This is a genomic window from Shewanella sp. S1-58-MNA-CIBAN-0166 (assembly GCF_040310085.1).
GTDB lineage: Bacteria > Pseudomonadota > Gammaproteobacteria > Enterobacterales > Shewanellaceae > Shewanella.
This window is the reverse complement of the sequence record NZ_JBEOPN010000032.1, coordinates 1-21,625: the sequence shown is the minus strand read 5'-3', so window position 1 is coordinate 21,625 and position 21,625 is coordinate 1. Positions and strand designations below refer to the sequence as shown.

Genomic DNA, 21,625 nt, shown 5'->3' with positions numbered 1-21,625 from the left:
GTCCTTATGATGACTTTACACTCTCGCGTTACCTGTACATTATTTCTGCTGGCTTGCGCTCATATGGGAGTAGCGGCAGAAACCCTATCCGTTAACGGTAAGCTAAAAGCAGGTATGGAATACCAGTCTAACGTCAACATCAGTGAACTTGAACAAGCCAGTGGTGAGTCGGATACGGCGACGGTTTTAGAGGGAGAAATCAATGCAGCTTGGCAAGTTAGCGACAATTTCCGCCTAGACAGTGGCTATAGTATTAATGACAAACGCTATCGAAATGCCAGTGCTTATGACAGTCGCTTACAGCTGGCTTTTATCGATGCGAGCTATGCCTTTGATAATCTAACACTGGGCAGCAGTGTCTATCTGGCTCAAGCTGATTTAGATGGCAGCGATTTTTTAGCGCTCAACCAATTTAGCGTGTATGCCATGCATAATCTTAGCGACAGCTGGTTTATTCGTCCCAGCGTAGTGTATGCCGACAAAGATTTTGCTCAGTTTGAATCGCGTGACGCTAGCAATAAAAGTGCTAATATCGATTCATTTTGGTTTTTTCAACAGGGCCAACGCTTTATCTCATTAGGCGCAACTTATGAGGATGAAGATACACTTGATAAAGCCTTTAGCTATCGCGCTAAAAGTATGAATATCCGCTTGTCTAATCAATTTGATTTATGGCACGTTGTACAAAAAATTCAACTAGGAATGAAATTAACTCAAAGAGATTATGCTTTGGCCATTGACGATAATAAACGTAACGATATACATCAACACATTGATGCTAAGTGGGAGTTAAATATTAATTCCACTTTTGCGCTGCTGACATCCGTTGAATATGGTGACTATCAGTCAATCTTGACCAGTGCAGATTATGATGAAACACGAGCAGGACTGATGTTACAAGCCAGTTTTTAAGGGCGTGTTACTACCCCATAACCAAATTGTGGATCTTTACCTGGTGCGCCTAAATCAATCACCTGCTGCTGTAATTGCAGCAACACCTGCTCCAATAGCAGCTCTGGTGTTGCAGCCAGCATACAGGCCACTTTGGCCGATACAACGGGCGTGGCCATTGAAGTGCCACTTTCAATACCCACGCTTCCATCTGCTCGGGTAGTCAACACCTTTACTCCTTGCGCCGCAAAATCAATGTAATCCCCCTGATTAGCCCAACGATATAATCCCAGCTGTTTATCTACCGCAGTGACGGCAATAACGTCTGAATATGCAGCTGGATATAATGGCTTAGCGGCTGGCCCACCGTTACCTGCTGCAGCCACTAAAATGGTCTTTGTTTCAGCTAAACGAGATACAACTTCATGTAATATTGGATTATCTGGTCCAGTCAAACTCATATTGATCACCCGCACCTGTTGACCTACTAACCAATTTAACGCCTGCAAGATACTGTCGAGTGTAGCCCCTTGTTGATACGCATTTTGGGCATAAAAGGCTCCTGCGCTGTATAAGGTTAATGACGGTAACAACGGCTTAAGTTGATCATTGTTACCCGCTAATACGCCTGCCACTGCGGTTCCGTGACTATATGAAGATGGGATGTCATCAGTAAGAAAATTTTGTTGGATCAATACTAAGCGATCTTCGGCTATATGCAGCGCCTTATGCCGGGGCACAATCGCGGTATCTATCATGCCTAATCTTATCGGTCTATGGCACATCGCTGTCGTTTCACTTGAAACCACTTGCTGCACTGCCGTTATCTGATCCGTTGTCGCTCTGTCTGCTTGGATAGCCGTTTCAGTACTCGCCTGCGCATCCGTAACTGTGCTTGCTTGATTAGCCGCTTGCGACTGGTATATATAATTTCGGTTTAAATAAGGTGCCAGTAGTGTAGGTAAAGTATTGCGTAATGCATCGACGCTATCAAGCTCGATCGGTACTTGTATTTTAACCAACTGTAAGCCTAACATTGCCAGTTCAGTGCGGCTTTGCACATACATTTCCAGCTCAGGAGTCGTCGTTAACAGCTGTTGCCATTGTGCTATGGATATTAACAATAGCCATTCACGCTCAACGGCGCGTAAACCATGTTCAACTTCAATATCGTTCCATACAGGCTGACCTGCACTATTTAGCACAGGCACTACAGCAGGCAACTGTAATAAGGGGTCTAACAATGTCGCCTTTAGCGCTAATGTTTGCTGTAATTGCTGCTCCAGCAAACGTTGCTGCTTCAGTGCTTGTAAGCGCTCGGCGCTTCGGCTTACGCTTTGATCGAGTTTATCTATCACTGCTGCAGGAAGTGCTGGCACAGACAATAATTGCCCGTAAGACACTAAAGGTATGAGGGTTAAACTCAGTAATGCGAGTGAATATGCTGTCATTGTTCTCATTGATTTATCTACCTGCGCTGATAGTGTGTAAGATAAAAACGTCTGACAACAAAAAAAATTCCCTCCATGTTGGAATAACTTTGCCCATTGAACCGTTATCAGGGTAAAGAGGAGTATACCCTAAATATGAAACCCGAATTAATCCTACTACTACCAGCATTAAGACGCTTTGCCTACTCATTAACGGGCTCAATGCATGATGCCGATGACTTGGTGCAAAATACCTTATTACGGATACTTAAATCGCCGCCACCGGAAGATGTTCTGTTAGCTAAATGGGCCTTTAAGATATGTCGAAATCAATGGATTGATGATTATCGCTCACAAAAAGTACGCACCTTAGCCACCAGTAAACCAGAACTGCAGGCAGAAAATTACACCGACGGTGAAGCGGACATCATTAACGATATCACCTTAGGTGAGGTGAATAGCGCGATGAACAATTTGTCTGATGATCAGCGTGAAGTATTATCGTTAATTGCTGTACAAGGCATGAGCTACAGCGAAGCGGCTGAGATACTCGCCATTCCAACAGGAACAATCATGAGCCGCCTAGCAAGAGCTCGATCCAACATGGTCAGCTTTTTTAAACAACCTAACGGGAGCATGGCATGAACCTCAGCGATGAAACCTTATCAGCCTTTTTAGATGCAGAACTACCAGAGCAAGACATGGAGCAAGTCAGGCAAGCGATTGCCGATAATGAAGCGGTTGCCGAACGTTTAGCAGAACTGGCAATGGTTGATCCTATGGTACAAACATTCTATCAAGCCATTGACCAACAGCCCGTTCCAAAAGCCATTAGCACACTACTTGAAACGCCTAGTGCACCGTTTGAAGAGCCTAGCGCTACAGAGAGTAACATTGTAGCCTTTCCTTGGTGGCGCCAAGCACAGCAACAGGTGCAACAATATGCTGCAGCAGTTGCGGTTATCGCGCTAATAGCGGGTTATGGCGTGTATCAACTAGACACGCCACTACAGACCAATACCACAACGGCAGGCATAGACCCAACCATAACAGAACAACTAACGCATTTTCCAAGCGGTGTTATTGCATTGTTAGATGATGACAGCATCATGTCTATTCAACTCAGTTTTTATAATCAACAGGGAGATTTTTGTCGCCAGTATGGTTTGCAAGACCTAAGCCTGCGCAGCGAAAATATTGCCTGTCAGCAGCAGGGGCAATGGCAACAAGTCGCTAATATTGAATATACTATTAGCCAAGATCAGCAAGCTGAATACCAAACGGCTAGCGGCGGTTCTGCACTTGATAGCTTACTCGACAATATTATGGTTGGCGCGCCATTAACAACAGCACAAGAACAGCAAATACTTAGCAAGTTAACAGACTAATTCGCTATGAATTTTTACCTAAAAGGTTATGGACATGTATAAACTTGGCGCCATTGTCGCGGTATTACTCGTTACGCTAGTGGGCGGTTGTGTAAATACAACACCTAGAGTCAAATATACTCAAGCAGATGGCTATCGCTATATTGAGCATAAAATAACTGACAATTATTTTATGCTCAATATTATCAGTAAAAATAAAACCAATATCGATGCTTACGCATTAACACAAGCATCAATGTTAACTGAGCAACAAGGTTACGATTGGTTTATTATTGTCGAACAAAGCGGGCTAATAACCACGCCATCGCGCGTTGAAAAGGTCATCGAAATACGCATGGGCACAGGAGTAAAACCATAAATTGGTTTACACTCTATTGCTATCCATAAAGCACATAAAGGATTTCACACACAATGTCTCGCCTAATCGAGCAACTCTCTTTGCGCATTCGTATCTCCGTTAAACGACCAAAATCGACTAATCACAATATCGCTATGATTAACTCAACATTGGGTAGGTTAGCAGGATCATTAATAGGATTAATAGTTGTTGCTACACCAGCTTATGCAGCAGCAACCGATATAACACCATTGCCACAAGCGGTAACCAACAACGCAATAGCGTTGGTGCAAAGCGATAAACACACTTACTTGTTGAGCTTTATGGGGCTAGGTAAAGCTAAAGATTATCAAGCTGTACATAACAAGGCATGGGCACTAAATTTAAACACCCCTAATGCCCAATGGCAAACTATTAAGCCGGTACCTCATATTGCGCCTTTAGCGGGCAGGCTGGCATCGATTGCGATTGGCATTAACGATAAGGCGTATGTGTTTGGCGGTTATACCGTGGCCGACAATCATGACGAAATTAGCACAATTGATAATTACCAATACTCGATTAAGACCAATCAATATACTCGTATTGCCGACATGCCAGTGGCTGTTGATGACACCACTGCAGTAGCATATCAACAGCGTTACATCTATTTATTTGGCGGCTGGCACAACGACGGCAACGTCAATTTAGTCCAAGTGTATGACACCCAGACCAACACTTGGGCTCAAGCGAGCCCAATACCAGCACCGGCTGTATTTGGTCAAGCAGTAGGAATGGTAGGTAATCAGCTGGTGTTATGCGACGGCGTAAAAGTACAAGCTAATATCAACGCGCGCCGCAGTTACCAAGCATTACCCGTGTGTTTGTATGGTGAAGTCAATCCAGATAATCATTTGCGAATTGATTGGCAATTACTGCCGCATTACTCTGTCGCGGCTAATATCAACGTAAGTAAATCTACAATAACTGAATCAAACGTAAATCAAGCAATAGCAAACACTACCAAATCAAACACAGCTGCAACTGCTACAGCTCATTACCGCATGGCTGCTACCGGGATTAAAACAGCAACTGGTGGCCAAATTGTATTTTTAGGCGGAAGTGATAATCCGTATAACTATTCAGGTATTGGTTATAACGGTGAACCTAGCGAACCAAACGCCTATGGTTATCGATTCGACTTGGCTACCAAGCAGTGGCTCGCACCGCAGACACTATCGCAGCCAAGCATGGATCACCGTGGGTTAGTGTGTTGGCAAGGTAGCTTATTAAGAGTCGGCGGTATGCTACAGCAACAAAAAGTCAGTTCAAAAGTACTGCTAAGCACTTTGGCGCAAGGCGAGTCTTGTACTCAATAACGTATCAATTTTCAATTAATGTGTGAGTTAGCTAACAGATTAGTGGTGAATAAATTGAGCATTGTTAAAGATGCACATAAAATACATGTAAATTATGTGCACCTTTGGAATTGCCATGTTAACCGAACAAGCAGCACCCGCATTACAGCACTTATCATTAATTGATTTGATAGATCATATTGAAGCGACTCATCATCAATACATTCGTGAAACCGCCCCATTATTAGTGGAATACACAGATAAAATGGTTCGCGCACACGGTGATGATCACAGCGAGATAAAGCCTCTGGCACATGCGGTTAATGAGTTAATTGCCGAATTAATGCCGCACTTAATGAAAGAAGAACGCATTTTATTTCCGGCGATTAAATCGCTCAGCTTAGGCAAAACTGTTGATGGATGCTTTGGTCATATTAGTAATCCTATCAACATGATGTTGCATGAACACGATAATGCAGACCACATGTTGCAAACCATTCGAAACTTAACCAATAACTACACGCCACCTGCAGGTGTTTGCCATACGTGGCAAGCGTGTTATCGCACCTTGGCTGAATTTGATGCCGATTTGCAAATCCATATAGAGATTGAAAACACTTTATTATTCCCAAAAGCTTTAGCACTATAATGCTCCTAGGTTCCCCATTTTGAAGCAACTTCGAGATCATCCTTACGGATTTGCTTCCTTTTTTTTGCGAAACTTCATACAGTACATAATGAGTTTACCGTACTTCAATATGGAGCCTAAATGTCACCTCATCATTACCCAACCTTTGCCCTAGACGACATAGCAAACTTACATGAATCTGCCCAAGTTGAATTTAAGTTAGCAGGTGGAAGAGATGGTAATGGAATGTTGCCCGAAGGCATGTGGGAAAGCTATAGTGCTTTTGCTAACACCTTAGGCGGGGAAATTATTTTAGGGGTAAAAGAACAACAAGGTGAGTTTACGATTGAGGGCATTATTAATCCAATGCCAATGCTCAGTGAAATTTGGGCCATTTTACATGACCCGAAAAAAATCAGTCACAATATTTTAGCGCCTACCGACGTACAAATAATCGAAATTATGGCTAAAAAGCTGATCAGAATTCATGTGCCCTGTGTCGACGTAAAACTCCGACCTATTTATGTTGGCACCGATCCTTACAGTGGTACCTATTTTCGAGTTGGCGATGCCGATATGCATGCGAGCCGTGAGCAAGTTGAACAAATGAGCCTAAAAGCCGGAATCGATCTCAAGCTAAAGCAACTGAAGCAGTAAATCCAATTGGTTAATCTCGATATGCGGTAATACCGGTTGCGCCTTTTTATGCCGTTGCTGCATGCATGGGTTTAGCCACACACTTTGACACCCCGCCATTTTAGCTCCAGCAATGTCAGACAACGGATGATCGCCCACATGCAATAACGCCGACGGCTTAATATCTAATTGACGACAAGCAAGGCTAAACATGTCGGCGGCAGGTTTCATTTTAACCCCATGGCCAGGATGTAGCACAAACTGCATCACCTTACCTAACCCAATGCGCTGGGTGTCGACATTACCATTAGTGATGCCGATTAGTGGGTACCGTTGGCTTAGGCGTTCTAGTAATCCCAGCACGTTATCATCAATAGTAAAATCACTGCGATGATGATGAAAGCATGTCATGCCATCTTGTGCACCTTGGCTGGCTTCAGTCTCACTATAACCAAAGTGTAATAAACCTTGATGCAACATGGCATAGCGTGCTGCACTAGTATCATGAGCTAACTCTGGATGTAGTTTGAACAGTGCATGTTTGAGTTGCTGCCATTGAGCGGTATCCCATGCAGTGGTGGCAGGATAGGCTTGATTAATTAACGAGAACAGCTGCTCACTGGCATGTATTACATAAGGAAGATTATTGTAAAGTGTATCGTCTAAATCAAAACTAATCGCGCTAAAAGGTTGTAGGCGCTGATATTGGATCATCGAAGCTTTAGGCAATTGCAAAGTCATTATTTCCCCCTGTCTTTTTTCGCTCTTGGATGCGCGTTATCGTACACTTTAGCAAGGTGTTGAAAATCTAAACTGGTGTAAATTTGTGTAGTCGATAAGTTCGCATGACCAAGTAATTCTTGTACTGCACGTAAATCTTGGCTTGATTCAAGCATATGGGTTGCAAACGAATGACGCAACTTATGTGGGTGAACTTTTACCGCCATGGCCTGTTCTTGGCCCCACTTAGCCATACGCGCTTGAATACTGCGATGTGACAATCGTTTACCTTGGCTGCTAACAAATAACGCATCCCCAGCTTCTGCACAAGGTAACTGGTTACGGCAATCCAACCACGTTTTGATCGCGGTTAATGCCACTTGGCCAATGGGCACAACACGCTGTTTACTGCCCTTACCCATCACTTTAACTTCGCTTTGATCAAACTTAATGTCAACGCAATCTAAGCTGGCTAACTCCGCTAAACGTAAGCCACTTGAATAAAATAATTCCATAATGGCTTTATCACGCAAGCTCAAAGGATCATCACCTTCTATGGACAATAAATGGCTGACAGCATCCACATCCATATTTTTCGGTAAGGGTTTATTTTGTTTAGGTGCGCTTAACGTCTGTGCCGGGTTTACGGTGACAGCATCTTCGCGCAGCAAAAAATCAAAAAATTGTTTTAAGGCAGATAAACACAAAGATAATGAACGGGGACTCAGCCCTTTACGGTGTAATGTAGCCAGTACTGCTTGCAGCTGATCACGGCTAACGTCAATCAGCTGAGTTGATTCAGCTAACATGTCTTCGACACGACGTAATTCAAATAGGTAGTTGCGCACGGTATAGGCTGAGAGCTGTCTTTCTGAAGACAAATGTTGGCTAAATATCGCTTGCCAGTCAGTTGGCTTCATCAAGATACTCCCAGATTGTAACGACTAAGACCGCCGTCATTTGAGCCTATTTCATCGCTCAAGAATACTCGTTTAAAACAGTTACAAACGATTGACGTAATCCGTGTATTCTCAACAATACTCTTAGCTTAACGATTACATTTTCGGCAACATATGATCTAATAAACGACGCAACTGACTGAATAACAATGAGTCCATATCAGGATGGAAATGCGTTGGGTCTTTACTGGCTATAGCAAATATCACTTGGCCATTTTCATCAGATAATTTAGTTAATGCCACAGAACCAACTTCACTACCAAACAAACGTTTGGATTCTGATTGAGTTAACCGGCCAAAATAATAACCACTTTGAACCCGATGACGCCAAATTTTAGCTAATTCGCTGTCGATATCGTGCACAGTAATTAATCTGACATGACTAAAGCCAAACTCGTTTTTTAATCCTTCTGACAAAACTAAACGCAGCTCACCCAAATCTTGGCTCGCAAGCATTTTAAACGACAACTCAGTATTATATTTGAATATTCTCTCATTATGAGTGGCGATATTCATTAACGAGGTAATTTCTTCTTCTAGCTGGCTAACACGTTGACGCAACAATTCTTGTCGACGTTCAACTAATGATACCGCGCCACGTTCCGCATGCGGTACACGCATGGCCACTAATAACTCAGGATAACGATTAAAAAAGTCAGGATTATCCAATAAGTATTCGCGGATCAACATTTCATCAAACGGAGCTTGTTGTAGGCTAGCCATCATGTCGATGCCAAGATCTTGTCCAATTGAATTAATATCTTTTGCTTGTTCGCTGCTAACCGTATTGTCAGCGGCCACATTAGTCACACTGGCTTTTGAGGTAATGTCACTCATAGTTGTATTTGTCCATCATATACATGTTCTGCCGGTCCGGTCATCCATAACGGCTTACCCTCGCCTTCCCAATTTATGATTAAGCTGCCACCTGGTAAATCGACTCTCACCTGTTTATCGAGCTTATCTTGCAATTGCCCAACCGCTGCCGCGGCACATGCTCCTGTACCGCATGCTAAGGTTTCTGCGGCGCCGCGCTCATACACACGTAACTTAATGTGCCCAGGATTAATCACTTGCATAAAGCCAACATTCACGCCTTTAGGAAAGCGCTCATGACGAGTCAAGCTACTGCCAATTTCATCTACGTTAACGGCTTGTACGTCTTCCACTTCAATCACACAATGTGGATTACCCATTGAAATGGCACCGCATAAATAAGTTTGCATCGGCGTTTGCAATAAATAGGTTTTTTCGCTTTTTTTAGCTTTAAATGGAATTTGGCTTGGCTCGATAACGGGAACGCCCATATTAACGGTCACGTTACCATCGCGCTCAATGCGTAAAGTTATTTTACCCGAATTAGTGCTCACGCGAATTTTATTCTTTTGCGTTAAACCTTTATTGCGAACAAAACGAGCAAAACAGCGAGCACCATTGCCACACTGTTCAACTTCACTGCCATCGGCATTAAAAATACGATAATGGAAATCTAAATCTGGATCATAAGGCGGCTCAACCAACAAAAGTTGATCAAAACCAATCCCAAAATTCCGATCGGCAAGACGGCGAATTTGTTCAGGCGAAAAAAACACATTTTGTGTTACGCCATCAACGACCATAAAGTCATTACCCAGTCCGTGCATCTTAGTGAAATGGATCACAAAAGTTTCCTTATAAAACGTTATGCCGCTAGCTTACTGCCTATGGCAATAAATGTTCGCCTTGCCAAAGTTGCTCTAGCGTTTCACGCTGACGAACAACAAAATCATTACCACCATCAACCATAATTTCAGCCACTCTTGGGCGAGAATTATAATTTGAGGCCATCGCAAAACCGTAAGCGCCACTTGAGCGTATCGCTAATAAGTCGCCTGATTTAACCGCTAACTGTCTGTCTTTACCCAGAAAGTCACCCGTTTCGCATACTGGACCTACAATATCATAAGCAAAGGTTGGCGCGTCATTTTGTTGTACCGGAATAATATTTTGCCATGCGCTATACAGCGATGGGCGAATAAGATCATTCATTGCACCATCAACAATGGCAAAACGCTTATCACTATTTTCTTTCAGATAAAGCACTTGAGTGACGAAAATCCCTGCATTGGCAGCAATGGCACGACCTGGTTCAAAAATTAACTTCAATTTACGGCCATTTAAGCGATCAAGTAATGCTGCAGCATATACGTCTGGATGTGGCGGAGTTTCATTGTTATATGTTACCCCTAAGCCGCCACCCACATCAAAATGTTCAATTTGAATGCCTAACTCGCCTAAGCGATCGATCAATGCAAGCATACGGTCCATAGCATCTAAAAATGGCTTTATTTCGGTGAGCTGTGAACCAATATGGCAATCCACACCTTTAACATGTAAATGGGTTAATTCTGCTGCACGGGCAAACACCACTTCGGCTTCTTCCATGGCAATGCCAAATTTATTTTCTTTAAGACCTGTTGAAATATATGGATGCGTACCGGCATCAACATCTGGATTAATGCGTAATGAAACTGGTGCCACTTTACCCAAGCGCCTCGCGACGTCATTAAGTTGTTCAAGTTCGGCACTTGACTCGACATTAAAACAGTAAATGCCAATATTCAGAGCTTGCTCCATTTCGGCAACGGTTTTACCCACACCAGAGAAAACCACTTTTTTAGGATCGCCGCCAGCTTGCAGCACACGCGAGAGTTCACCGCCAGAGACAATATCAAAACCACTGCCTAAGCGAGCCAATACATTTAATACCGCAAGGTTTGAATTCGCCTTCACTGCATAACAAATAAGATGCGGATGGTCAGCAACGGCATTATTAAAAGCATGCCAATGGCGCTCTAATGTGGCACGAGAATAAATGTACAACGGCGTACCGTGAGTGTTGGCCAGTTTTGCTACATCGCAGTCTTCTGCGAATAGTGAATTATTTTGATATGAAAAGTAATCCAAAATGCGGTCCCTTATAAATGCTATTCTTGTTGTGAAGTTGAAGGTTGAGAGTCGAGTTCCTCAGTTTGCTTTAGCACATCAGTGCTAGCAGGTTTTGGGGCGACTTTATTGGCCACCGGCTCGGGAGTTTTGTATAAAACGCCTTTTTGACCACATGCGGTTACGAATAGGCTAGCAAGCATAATAAATAAAAGCAGTCTCATTTTTTTCAACATCTGTGCATCTAGTGAATAATGGTCTTATAATCGCATTCATAACGCATAAAGCAAAGGATAGAAATACATGGCTATTACAGATACTGAGTTTCATCGATTAGCCGATGAAATGTTTGGCGAAATAGAGAACGCGGTAGAAAAAGCGATTGACGAGCAAGATGCCGATGTTGATATCAACGCCAGTGGCAATGTTTTACAGCTGGCTTTTGAAGACAGTTCGCAAATCGTCATCAATAAACAAGAGCCTCTTCATGAAATTTGGCTGGCGACAAAATCAGGTGGTTATCACTTTAATTACAAAGATGGTAAATGGTTAGATACCCGTAATGGCTTGGAATTTATGTCTTTTGTGATTGATGCCATCAATAAACAAAGTGGCATTTTGCTCGAGATAAACGCATAAACCTCGTAAGAACTTAGTGTGTGATAGCACTAAGTGAGTCATTTAATTGTCATTGAGATTGGGCTTTTGCTTAAAATGCTGAGCCCATCTCATCTACTGACAAACCAAAAGGTATTACCGTTAACTTGCCTTCAATATCCACAAGCTGAAAAAACTGCGGCATATTAAACACAGGGGATCGTTGCTTTTGCTCGTCGAATACATACAAATGACTTTCTTTGGCAACAAAATCATTAATACTAGTGTGTTGGTATTGTAAATGCTCAAGCTGATTATGCTCGTCTGCAATGAACACATCGAGCGTTTGAAGACGTTCGCGTAAAAAATACTGCTTCGCCCCCATGGCGATGAACTTTTGGATCACCGATGGCGCATTCAAATGGGAATGGTCAGCTAAATCAGCATACGGCAACACAGACGAATTAAGATTTTCTGTACCTGTTGTGGAATCAATTTTACGATACATCATACCTAATGAATTGAAATGCATACTATAATGTTGATCGCCTATCGTTATCGGATGCATCAATGTATTTGTCTGATTGACCTTTTTCATTAAACCATAACAACGTAACAGTAAGGTTTTCAGTTGATTAAAAATCGGTTGTTTTAATTTTGCCGAGCAGCTAATAATTGATAAATCAACTTGCTCATTTGAACGTTTTAGTCCCAAAATAATAAATGAAATCGCTTCAAGCAATGCGGTTTTCCCATTAAAACGATGACTCTGCCACTCACCCCAACTGTTTAAACAAACAACCGCCACCGATGACAACATACTGATTTTTGTCTGGCCGAAGGATAGAATATTGGCATTAACATGTTCCAACATCAGTTCTTGTTCATTCAATTGAGTGGTCGGATCTTTATCCATATTGGTAATCAACACAATTTTTTTATAGCACCATGGTTCGCATAAATCACGCTTATAGACCGTTGGTACATTGTGCATAACAGGGATAAGTTTACGCGTTAGGTAACTTAATTTATCAGTCCGTCTTTTACCTCGTCCAACTTGAAACCATTTAGTCTCTACCGTTGCGAGTCCATTCAACACTGACCAGGCAACTAAACTGCATATATTATCCGCATCGTGAATAGGATGATTATCGAACTCATTTCCTTGATTGTGCACAACAGCTTGAGACGGATCCTGTTCAATATAAGCTTGACGATATAAATAAAAACGTGATGCTTGCTTGCAATGAAAGATAGTCAACGATTTTTCAGCAGTCGATAAACTCCACAAGCGGTTCAGAGGTTGTAATAAATGTTCATCCTCACTAAAATAAGTGTGTAATTTACGCGCCAACAAGCCTAATTCTTCAACCCGCATACGTTCGCTTAGCGTTTGTTTTGAAGCAAATTTTAATAGATTCTTATAACTGACTAATAACAGTTCACTAAGTTGCTGATTGAACCATTTTAACTGACCTGCATGCCAATGAGGGCTATTATCCAATGTGGCCACCAACTCATGACTCCATGTCCACTGCTTAACCAAAGAGCTAATTTTTTCTACCCGCCAGTCCGCTGCACCATGAGGTGATAAACGCGATAACGTGACACCCGATTTTAAGTAAAAACAACGCCTGACAATTTCTAAACGATTGTCATCACCTTGAGCAATCAAGTAGGCTTCAATACGCTGATAAAGCAGTAAGTAAGCATCGTTATCAACACTAAAATCTTGTTGTTCACAATATTGCCAAAGTTGTTGGGTAATCAGTGTTGTATGGGGGTATTCCGAGGCATAAGTTTCCAGCAACAACACTTTTAATAATGCTTTATGAGGCTTATTTAGCCCCTTATACAGTTGCCATAATGAAGCGCCAAAATATTCTGCCGCTGGCAAAGAATTGATATCGCCAAGATAAAGTAAATTGACATCAGACTCTGTATTTTGACTGTCGGCATCGGGCCACCAAGCAACAACTTTACCTGTGAGTCGAATGTGAGAACGGTAAAACTCTTCTAATAATAGCCAGTGCTGACTACTGCCACTATGCTCTAATCCTACTGGCTGACAATTATCAAATGCGCTGCATTCTCTAAATTGCATCGGATGCACCAGATAAAAGTTCACTTCAAACTCAAAACCTGCAAACCAGTCACTGATGAGTTTATTCTTATATTCAATTAATTTAAGCTGCTCTTGAGTCAATTGACTATTGTAAACCAGCCATATATCGACATCACTTTGTGGGTTCTGCCCAAAACTAGCGGTGCTTCCCATGGCATATACGCCTTCAAAAACACAATCACTTGGCTGGTTTGTCTCAGGAATAGATAAAGATAAGAAATCACATGCTGAAATTATCGCATCTGATAAGATAAAACCGTGGACACCACACGGTGTGTCAGGATCAATAATACCGGGAACATCAATTTGATTATGGTGTATTAGGAAGGGAATAAGATGAAATAAATGTTGCTGCAAATTAGTAAGTACATTAAGTGCTCGAGCTAATCTGGTGCAATTTAGTTTTTCAGCTAAATCCTTTTGATAATGTGCCGTTTTATCGGTCAAGGCTGACTTCCTTTTTCTTTCTCTAATGCAACTATCTGGTAACTACTCATTATAAAAGACTAACCGTTAATGGCCATTATTGCCAATCAAGATCACACTTTTGCTTAAATAGTGATCGTCGCAACATTTGTTTTTGTTTAACTCGTCACTAACAAACAATAGTAATCAAAAATAAGCCCTACACACTTCAAACAATTACCATCGATTTGTTACATCAAAGCTTGAGCGATGATAGCATTACCTTAATGAGGCTATCTGATGGATCTACTACCATGTCTGAAAATATAATTCGTATCGCAACACGTAAAAGTCCACTTGCAATGTGGCAAGCTGAATTTGTTAAAGCTGAGCTTGAGCGTATTCACCCTGGACTAACCGTTGAGTTATTACCAATGAGTACTAAAGGTGATGTCATTTTAGATACTCCTTTAGCTAAAATCGGTGGCAAAGGCCTGTTTGTTAAAGAGCTGGAAGTTGCCATGCTTGAAAATCGTGCCGATATTGCAGTGCACTCCATGAAAGACTTACCGGTAGAGTTTCCAGAAGGTTTAGGTTTACAAGTTATATGTGAACGTGAAGACCCGCGTGATGCATTTGTGTCTAACAGTTATAAATCTATCAGCGAATTGCCACAAGGCGCGGTGGTAGGTACATCCAGTTTACGCCGTCAGTGCCAAATTAGAGCTGCTCGTCCTGATTTAGTTATCAAAGATTTACGCGGAAATGTCGGTACCCGTTTAGCCAAGCTAGACAGCGGTGATTATGATGCAATTATTCTAGCAGCCGCCGGATTAATTCGTTTAAAGCTAAAGGAACGTATCGCTAACTTTATTTCTGCCGAAGAATCACTGCCTGCTAATGGCCAAGGTGCCGTAGGAATTGAGTGCCGTACTGATGATGTGCGCGTTAAAACGTTATTAGCACCACTTGAACATTTAGAAACCCGTTATAGAGTACTTGCTGAGCGAGCAATGAATACTCGTTTAGAAGGCGGATGCCAAGTCCCTATCGGTGCTTTTGCTGAAATAAACGGTGATAACTTAACTCTACGAGGTTTAGTTGGTAATCCTGATGGTAGCCAAATAATTGTAGGTACTGTCTCCGGCTCTAAAACAGATGCGGTTGCACTTGGGGAGTCACTTGCAGAGGATTTACTGAGTCGCGGTGCTAAAACGATTTTAGATGCCGTGTATGCCAGTTAATCTTGTGTCATCAAGATAACAGACCATGAAAGTCTTGTTAACGCGCCCACAAGGGCGCAATCAAGCAATGGAAGAGCAACTCTCGCAGCGAGACGTTGCTTATCTTGTTACTCCGCTATTATCGGTTGTAGAAACCACAGAACAACTCGATCCTACCCACTTAAATAACACTGACAACTTACTATTTATTAGCACTAATTCAGTGGACTTTGCTGCGCAAAAATTACAACAACAATTTCCGACTCATTGTCGTTATTTTGCAGTAGGTCAAGCTACGGCAGATAGCCTAGCTCAATACAATATCAATGCTTTTACCTCACCTGAAGACAATCAAGATAGTGAAGGTTTATTATCGCTAGCTCAATTACAGAATGTCGATAAACAGTCATTTATCATTGTTCGGGGTTTAGGCGGACGAGAAACACTTGCGGAGCAGTTACGACTGCGAGGCGCCAATGTTAGCTATTGGCAAGTCTATCAACGAGCCATACCAAAACTTGACGCTAAAGCGATAACTCAGCAGTGGGAATCGTTTGGAATTGACACCATCGTTGTCACCAGCGGTGAAATATTATCCAACTTAGTTGAGCTTGTACCAAAAGAATTATTTGCATGGCTACGTGCATGTCATATTATAGTCCCCAGTAATCGCGTCGAATTACAAGCAAAAGCAATGGGCTTAAGCCACATTACCAATGCAAATGGAGCAAATACTCAAGCTATACTAGCGAGTCTTGCGTTATAATTTGTTATTGTATTGTTATCTTGCATCGACACGCATTTATTAATATTGCTTTTATTGGTTGTATTTTTGCTTTCAAGGACTGTTCATGGAAAACAATAAAAAAGATCCAAACTCGCCAGCTCACAAGGATGAGAAAGTTATTTCTCCAGCACCAACTCCTGTAGAAAAGCCGACACAGACCAAAAAAGGCAATGCAACCAGCCAAAAATCTGCTGACAGCAAAACCAATAATAACCAGGCAAACTCCTCTGCTAATTCACCTGTCAATAATAGTCGACGCAAAGCGAAACCTAGTTCTTGGTGGATCCGTCTTGGAGTACTGTTCAGTTTACTCGTAGCAATAGTGGCTATTGCAGCTTGTTATTGGCTGTATTTGCAACTGGATCAACAAAGTAATAGCCAAACTCAGTTAGGGCAAAATATCTCTGAGCAAGTAACCCAAAATAAATCGTTAAAATATGAATTACAGCAAACGGCAATGGCAACGAATAAACGCATTGGCACGTTAGAGCAACAACAACTGAATGATACCAAAGCTTATGCGAAATTAGCCCAACTGCAGCAGTCGAATAAACAATTGCAAGAGCGTGTTGCGGTGATTGCACAGCGCAGTCCTAACCATTGGATGGCATCAGAAGCTGAATACCTTGTACGCATGGCGGGTAGAAAACTGTGGTTAGAAAACGATCCACAAACCGCTATTGGTTTATTACAATCGGCAGATGAACGCATTAGTGCGATGAAAGATCCTGCATTAACAGTATTACGCAAAGCGTTAGCAGCTGACATCACCAAAGTTAAAGCATTAAAAACGACTGACATCACTAATACTATCTTTGACTTAGATACCCTTATTGATGGCTTAACACAATTACCATTAAATCGTGTTGATGAAAATTTTGCTGACAATAAAAGCACTCAACAAGTAACTGATTCAATTGATGACTGGCAACAGAATTTGGCCCGAACTTGGCACGATTTAACTGATGGCTTTATCACTATCCGTAAACGTACTACTGATCTAGAACCACTATTATCACCTGAGCAGCAATGGTATTTGGTCGAAAATATTCGCAACAAATTATTGCAAGCACAATTAGCATTGTACCGATTTGATCAACTGAATTATCAACAATCTATTTCATTAGCAGACAAGTGGTTACAACAGTATTTTGACTTAAGTGATCCAAAGACCAAAACAATGATTGCGTCTTTAGATAAGCTTGCCAAAGTTAACATCGAGAAGATTACCCTCAATAAATTTCAAGCATCGCCACTACTGCAGCAACTGGTTATCTATGGTGAAATTATGCCTACTGGGGAGCCTACGCAATGATTAAGACGCTAGTTTATGTTGTTCTCATTTTAATTGGACTGTGTCTTAGTCCACTCATTATTGGGCAAAGCGGTTACATTTACATCGCGATGGGTGACTATCAGATAGAAACCAGCTTAGTGACAGGTGTTGTTGGCTTAATTGTGTTTTATTTTGCGCTGCAATTACTCGAATGGTTAATCATCTTGTTATTAAATATCGTATTAAGTAGCCGATATCTTCCTGAGCAATGGCGGAGAAAAGCCGCTAAAAAACATACGTTAATCGGCGCTTTAGCGTTGGCAGAAGAAGATTGGTCAGCAGCAGAAAAAGCCATGGCAAAAGGGGCTGAAAAAGGTGAAATTCCGGTATTAAATCTATTTGCAGCAGCTAGAGCGGCACACTATCAAGGTGATATTACAGCTCGCGATCATTATTTAACTCAAGCTGAGAAAAACCCAATTGCAAAAACAGCGGTTTATACTTCGCGTACCCGTTATTTAATGAAACAAGGTGAACTGATTAAGGCCCGTGCAATATTAGATAAGCTGAACCCTACAAGCAAAAGTAGCTCCCCAGTGCTTAAATTGGCACAAGAATTATATCAACAACAACACGATTGGCAGGCATTGAAGTTGTTGTTACCAATTCTTAAAAAGCGTCAATTATTAGCTGAAACAGAGTTCAACCAATTAAATACTAAGACCAACAGTATTTTAATGATCAATGCAGCAAAAGTATCTGAAGCTGAGTTAACTAAATGTTGGCATTGGTTAAATAAGTCAGAACGTAAAGAGGATGAACTTATATTAGCTTATGCTCATGGACTTATTCAGTATGGTCATAAAGATCAAGCGCTAAAGTTAATTAATAAACAACTCAATGCTTCGCCATCAGCAGCGTTATTTACAGCAATACCTGATTTAATTACCGCTCAAGATCAAGATATACGTAAATTACTCAGTAAATTAGAAACCACTCATGAAAATGATGCTGACTATCAAATGTGCCTTGCAAGACTAGCGATTCAGAGTCGGGATACTAAACAAGCCAAAATTCATTGGCAAAATGTATGTCGCATAGCACCAACCCATCAATCATGGCTGGCTTTAGCCCAAGCACAAGAACAGTTAGGCGAAAATTCGACAGCGGCTCATAGCTATCGCAATGCAGCTAATATTCTGTAAACAATAAGTATTATTTTTGTACACATCCAAAGCCTGCAATCTTGCAGGCTTTTTTGTCATCAATTTGTTCATTTTATGTTATATCTGCCGATATAATGGTGGTAGAGCTAATCCGTAATTGTGAACTTTTTATGACGGAGAAACGTGTGGTATCAGTTTATGCTCTATGGTATTTATCTATTTTATAACTCTATTTTCAATAATATATTTAACGTTGGTACAACGTCAAAAAATTGACTACTTTAGCAGCGGATGATATTATTAACATATTGTGTCTAAATTAATTTTAATGTTAATACTAGTATTTAATTAAGCATATATTATGCATATTAATGTATTGGTATTATAAGTGTATTAAAGCTGTTGGGAGCTTCAAATGGGATCAATGACTACGTCAAAAAATGGAATACTTTCTGCTTCGGAAGGTTCAGTAACAATAACGATTAACAATGAAACTAAGGAACTACAACTCGGTCAAGTTGTGCCGACTGGTGCAATAGTTGCCAGCAGTAATAACCTTGGTTTCGTGATTACGTTTGATGACGGCACTATTTTTAATAGCGCTAACATTCCTAATGACGAATCGATTAATACATTAGCCGATAACATCGATGATACCGTTGTTGAACAAGTAGCAGATCAACAAGCTTTAGATGAAATCGAAGCTTTACAGGCATTGATTGCGTCTGGAGAAGACCCAACTGCAGATTTACCAGAAACCGCGGCTGGCACCCCAACGGCCAACCAAGGTGATTTTGGTTATGTTGCTGTAACAAGAGATGGTGACGAAACACTTGCGGATTCTGGCTACGACACAACCGGACAAGCTGCTGCCCCAACAGCAGTCATTCAAGAAGAAGCTCTTACTGAAAATGATTCCCCATCAGTATTATTAAATGACACTATTACAGTCGGCGAAGATCAAGTTGCTTCTGGCAATGTGTTAGCTAATGACACCGATGCCGACACAGATTTAAGCGTCGTGACATTTGAAGTTGACGGCCAGACCTATCCTGCCGGCACTGAAGTCACACTAGATGGCGGTGTACTGATAATCAATGAAGATGGCTCTTATACCTTCACTCCGAATGAAAATTGGAACGGTACAGTTCCTGTTATTACTTACACCACCAATACTGGTGTTACCGCTACATTAACTATTGAAATCACCCCAGTTGATGATGCGTCCTTTTTGGTCAACGACACCAATACTGTTGCTGAAGACAGTGTAGCAACAGGTAACGTATTAGATAACGACGGTGATGTTGATTCAGATTTAAGCGTGGTGACATTTGAAGTTGACGGCCAAACCTATCCTGCCGGCACTGAAGTCACACTAGATGGCGGTGTACTGATCATCAATGAAGATGGCTCTTATACCTTCACTCCAAATGAAAACTGGAACGGTACAGTTCCTGTTATTACTTACACCACCAATACTGGTGTTACCGCTACATTAACTATTGAAATCACCCCTGTTGATGATGCGTCCGTTTTGGTCAACGACACCAATACTGTTGCTGAAGACAGTGTAGCAACGGGTAACGTATTAGATAACGACGGTGATGTTGATTCAGATTTAAGCGTGGTGACATTTGAAGTTGACGGCCAAACTTATACTGCCGGCACAGAAGTCACACTTGAGGGCGGTGTACTGATCATCAATGAAGATGGCTCTTATACCTTCACTCCTAATGAAAACTGGAACGGTCAAGTTCCTGTCATTACTTACACGACTAACACTGGTGAAACAGCAACATTAACCATTGAAATCACCCCTGTTGAAGACCCTACGGTAACAGTTAATGATGTTGTCACTGTATCAGAGGACACACCCGCATCAGGCAATGTATTAGATAATGATAGCGATCCAGATTCAGATTTAAGCGTGGTAACATTTGAAGTTGACGGCCAAACCTATCCTGCCGGCACTGAAGTCACGCTTGAGGGCGGTGTGCTGATCATCAATGAAGATGGCTCTTATACCTTCACCCCAAATGAAAACTGGAACGGTACCGTTCCTGTTATTACTTACACTACTAACACTGGTGAAACAGCGACATTAACTATTAATGTAACTCCAGTCGCTGATGGCGCACCTACCGTTGTAATTAATACAGATCTTAATGATGACGGTTTTATTAGTAATGAAGAGCTGAATGGCGCTACAGAAATAAACGTTACTATCGGCCTGGACAACACTGGTGCTCAAGCCGGTGACACACTTATTGTTAATGGCATTGAAATAGTATTAACACAAGAAGATATTGATACTGGTAGCGTAAATCTCAATTTACCAGCTCCTGGTGAAGGTGAAGAAATTGAAGTTGTTGCTGTAGTCGTTGATTCTAATGGTAATACAACGCCTGAAGGAAGTGACTCTGCAATTTTAGATACCACACCACCGGTTATTACAGTCGATACACCAGCTCTTACAAACGACACTACACCAACTATCACGGGTACGACTGACGCACCTGTAGGCAGTACTGTTACGTTAATTATTACTGATAGTGAAGGTAACGAACAGACCATTACAACGATAGTGAATCCTGATGGAACATATGAAGTCGATGTAGTTGACCCATTGTCAGAAGGAGACTATACCGTTGTCGCTGAAGTTACAGATCCTGCCGGTAATTCTGCAACAGATAACGATGATGGAATAGTAGATGCTGTCGCCGGTAACATCACTGTCGATCTAGTCTTAAATGACAGCGGCGCCACCGCCGACATTAGCGGTACCACCACCGATG

At 41.7% G+C, this 21,625-nt stretch carries 21 protein-coding genes; 13 read left to right on the top strand and 8 right to left on the bottom strand.

Annotated elements, in window-relative coordinates:
* Window positions 1–6 precede the first annotated feature (6 nt).
* Window positions 7–912 (top strand): surface lipoprotein assembly modifier, encoded by a 906-nt coding sequence (locus AAEY99_RS17180; protein ID WP_351011353.1) that lies wholly within the window; start codon window positions 7–9, stop codon window positions 910–912.
* Here AAEY99_RS17180 and AAEY99_RS17175 read toward each other — a convergent pair.
* Window positions 909–2,342 (bottom strand): S8 family serine peptidase, encoded by a 1,434-nt coding sequence (locus AAEY99_RS17175; protein ID WP_182744821.1) that lies wholly within the window; start codon window positions 2,340–2,342, stop codon window positions 909–911. The genes AAEY99_RS17180 and AAEY99_RS17175 overlap by 4 nt on opposite strands.
* Before the next feature lie 135 nt (window positions 2,343–2,477).
* Here AAEY99_RS17175 and AAEY99_RS17170 point away from each other — a divergent pair, with 135 nt between their 5' ends.
* From AAEY99_RS17170 to AAEY99_RS17145, 6 genes are all read left to right on the top strand, one after another.
* Window positions 2,478–2,966 (top strand): RNA polymerase sigma factor, encoded by a 489-nt coding sequence (locus AAEY99_RS17170; protein WP_101086273.1) that lies wholly within the window; start codon window positions 2,478–2,480, stop codon window positions 2,964–2,966.
* Complete coding sequence (locus tag AAEY99_RS17165; RefSeq protein WP_351011351.1) at window positions 2,963–3,709, top strand: anti-sigma factor family protein; 747 nt, start codon at window positions 2,963–2,965, stop codon at window positions 3,707–3,709. The genes AAEY99_RS17170 and AAEY99_RS17165 overlap by 4 nt, the downstream gene beginning before the upstream one ends.
* A gap of 34 nt (window positions 3,710–3,743) precedes the next feature.
* Window positions 3,744–4,067 (top strand): CC0125/CC1285 family lipoprotein, encoded by a 324-nt coding sequence (locus AAEY99_RS17160; RefSeq protein ID WP_162022201.1) that lies wholly within the window; start codon window positions 3,744–3,746, stop codon window positions 4,065–4,067.
* Between the two features lie 53 nt (window positions 4,068–4,120).
* Entirely contained in the window at window positions 4,121–5,404 is a 1,284-nt protein-coding gene (locus AAEY99_RS17155; RefSeq protein WP_351011349.1) for a Kelch repeat-containing protein, read from the top strand.
* A gap of 115 nt (window positions 5,405–5,519) precedes the next feature.
* Window positions 5,520–6,032 carry a hemerythrin domain-containing protein gene (locus AAEY99_RS17150; RefSeq protein ID WP_432346163.1) on the top strand — a complete coding sequence of 171 codons (513 nt, stop codon included), beginning with the start codon at window positions 5,520–5,522 and terminating at the stop codon, window positions 6,030–6,032.
* A gap of 120 nt (window positions 6,033–6,152) precedes the next feature.
* On the top strand, window positions 6,153–6,668 hold the full coding sequence (locus AAEY99_RS17145) for an AlbA family DNA-binding domain-containing protein (RefSeq protein WP_101086277.1): 516 nt from the start codon (window positions 6,153–6,155) through the stop codon (window positions 6,666–6,668).
* On the opposite strand, the gene AAEY99_RS17140 is transcribed toward AAEY99_RS17145, so the two are convergent.
* From AAEY99_RS17140 to AAEY99_RS17115, 6 genes are all read right to left on the bottom strand, one after another.
* A complete protein-coding gene (locus tag AAEY99_RS17140) occupies window positions 6,648–7,388 on the bottom strand; it encodes an HAD-IA family hydrolase (RefSeq protein WP_182744822.1) in 741 nt (246 codons plus the stop codon). The genes AAEY99_RS17145 and AAEY99_RS17140 overlap by 21 nt on opposite strands.
* Window positions 7,388–8,287, bottom strand: a complete 900-nt coding sequence (gene xerC, locus AAEY99_RS17135) for a tyrosine recombinase XerC (protein WP_162022197.1) — start codon at window positions 8,285–8,287, stop codon at window positions 7,388–7,390. Before xerC ends, AAEY99_RS17140 begins: the two co-directional genes overlap by 1 nt.
* Before the next feature lie 135 nt (window positions 8,288–8,422).
* Window positions 8,423–9,049, bottom strand: a complete 627-nt coding sequence (locus tag AAEY99_RS17130) for a DUF484 family protein (protein WP_174839667.1) — start codon at window positions 9,047–9,049, stop codon at window positions 8,423–8,425.
* A gap of 110 nt (window positions 9,050–9,159) precedes the next feature.
* On the bottom strand, window positions 9,160–9,987 hold the full coding sequence (dapF, locus tag AAEY99_RS17125; RefSeq protein ID WP_059747101.1) for a diaminopimelate epimerase: 828 nt from the start codon (window positions 9,985–9,987) through the stop codon (window positions 9,160–9,162).
* A 40-nt stretch (window positions 9,988–10,027) separates the two neighbouring features.
* On the bottom strand, window positions 10,028–11,272 hold the full coding sequence (lysA, locus tag AAEY99_RS17120; protein ID WP_101086280.1) for a diaminopimelate decarboxylase: 1,245 nt from the start codon (window positions 11,270–11,272) through the stop codon (window positions 10,028–10,030).
* A gap of 20 nt (window positions 11,273–11,292) precedes the next feature.
* A complete protein-coding gene (locus AAEY99_RS17115; protein WP_254439904.1) occupies window positions 11,293–11,454 on the bottom strand; it encodes a hypothetical protein in 162 nt (53 codons plus the stop codon).
* 100 nt (window positions 11,455–11,554) lie between these two features.
* On the opposite strand from AAEY99_RS17115, the gene cyaY reads away from it, so the two are divergent.
* A complete protein-coding gene (gene cyaY, locus AAEY99_RS17110; protein ID WP_101086282.1) occupies window positions 11,555–11,890 on the top strand; it encodes an iron donor protein CyaY in 336 nt (111 codons plus the stop codon).
* Between the two features lie 70 nt (window positions 11,891–11,960).
* On the opposite strand, the gene AAEY99_RS17105 is transcribed toward cyaY, so the two are convergent.
* Complete coding sequence (locus AAEY99_RS17105) at window positions 11,961–14,420, bottom strand: class I adenylate cyclase (protein ID WP_350977233.1); 2,460 nt, start codon at window positions 14,418–14,420, stop codon at window positions 11,961–11,963.
* A gap of 272 nt (window positions 14,421–14,692) precedes the next feature.
* Between AAEY99_RS17105 and hemC the strand changes: the two genes are divergently transcribed.
* The 5 genes from hemC to AAEY99_RS17080 all read left to right on the top strand — a co-directional run.
* Window positions 14,693–15,622, top strand: a complete 930-nt coding sequence (hemC, locus tag AAEY99_RS17100; RefSeq protein WP_162022194.1) for a hydroxymethylbilane synthase — start codon at window positions 14,693–14,695, stop codon at window positions 15,620–15,622.
* 25 nt (window positions 15,623–15,647) lie between these two features.
* On the top strand, window positions 15,648–16,367 hold the full coding sequence (locus tag AAEY99_RS17095) for a uroporphyrinogen-III synthase (RefSeq protein ID WP_351011348.1): 720 nt from the start codon (window positions 15,648–15,650) through the stop codon (window positions 16,365–16,367).
* Window positions 16,368–16,452: 85 nt separating this feature from the next.
* The gene (locus AAEY99_RS17090) at window positions 16,453–17,703 is read left to right on the top strand and encodes a uroporphyrinogen-III C-methyltransferase (RefSeq protein ID WP_351011346.1); all 1,251 of its coding nucleotides are present in this window, start codon (window positions 16,453–16,455) and stop codon (window positions 17,701–17,703) included.
* Window positions 17,700–18,869 (top strand): heme biosynthesis HemY N-terminal domain-containing protein, encoded by a 1,170-nt coding sequence (locus AAEY99_RS17085; protein WP_101086287.1) that lies wholly within the window; start codon window positions 17,700–17,702, stop codon window positions 18,867–18,869. The genes AAEY99_RS17090 and AAEY99_RS17085 overlap by 4 nt, the downstream gene beginning before the upstream one ends.
* Before the next feature lie 376 nt (window positions 18,870–19,245).
* Window positions 19,246–21,625: retention module-containing protein (locus AAEY99_RS17080; protein ID WP_351011344.1), on the top strand; the 2,380-nt coding region annotated here is incomplete at its 3' end.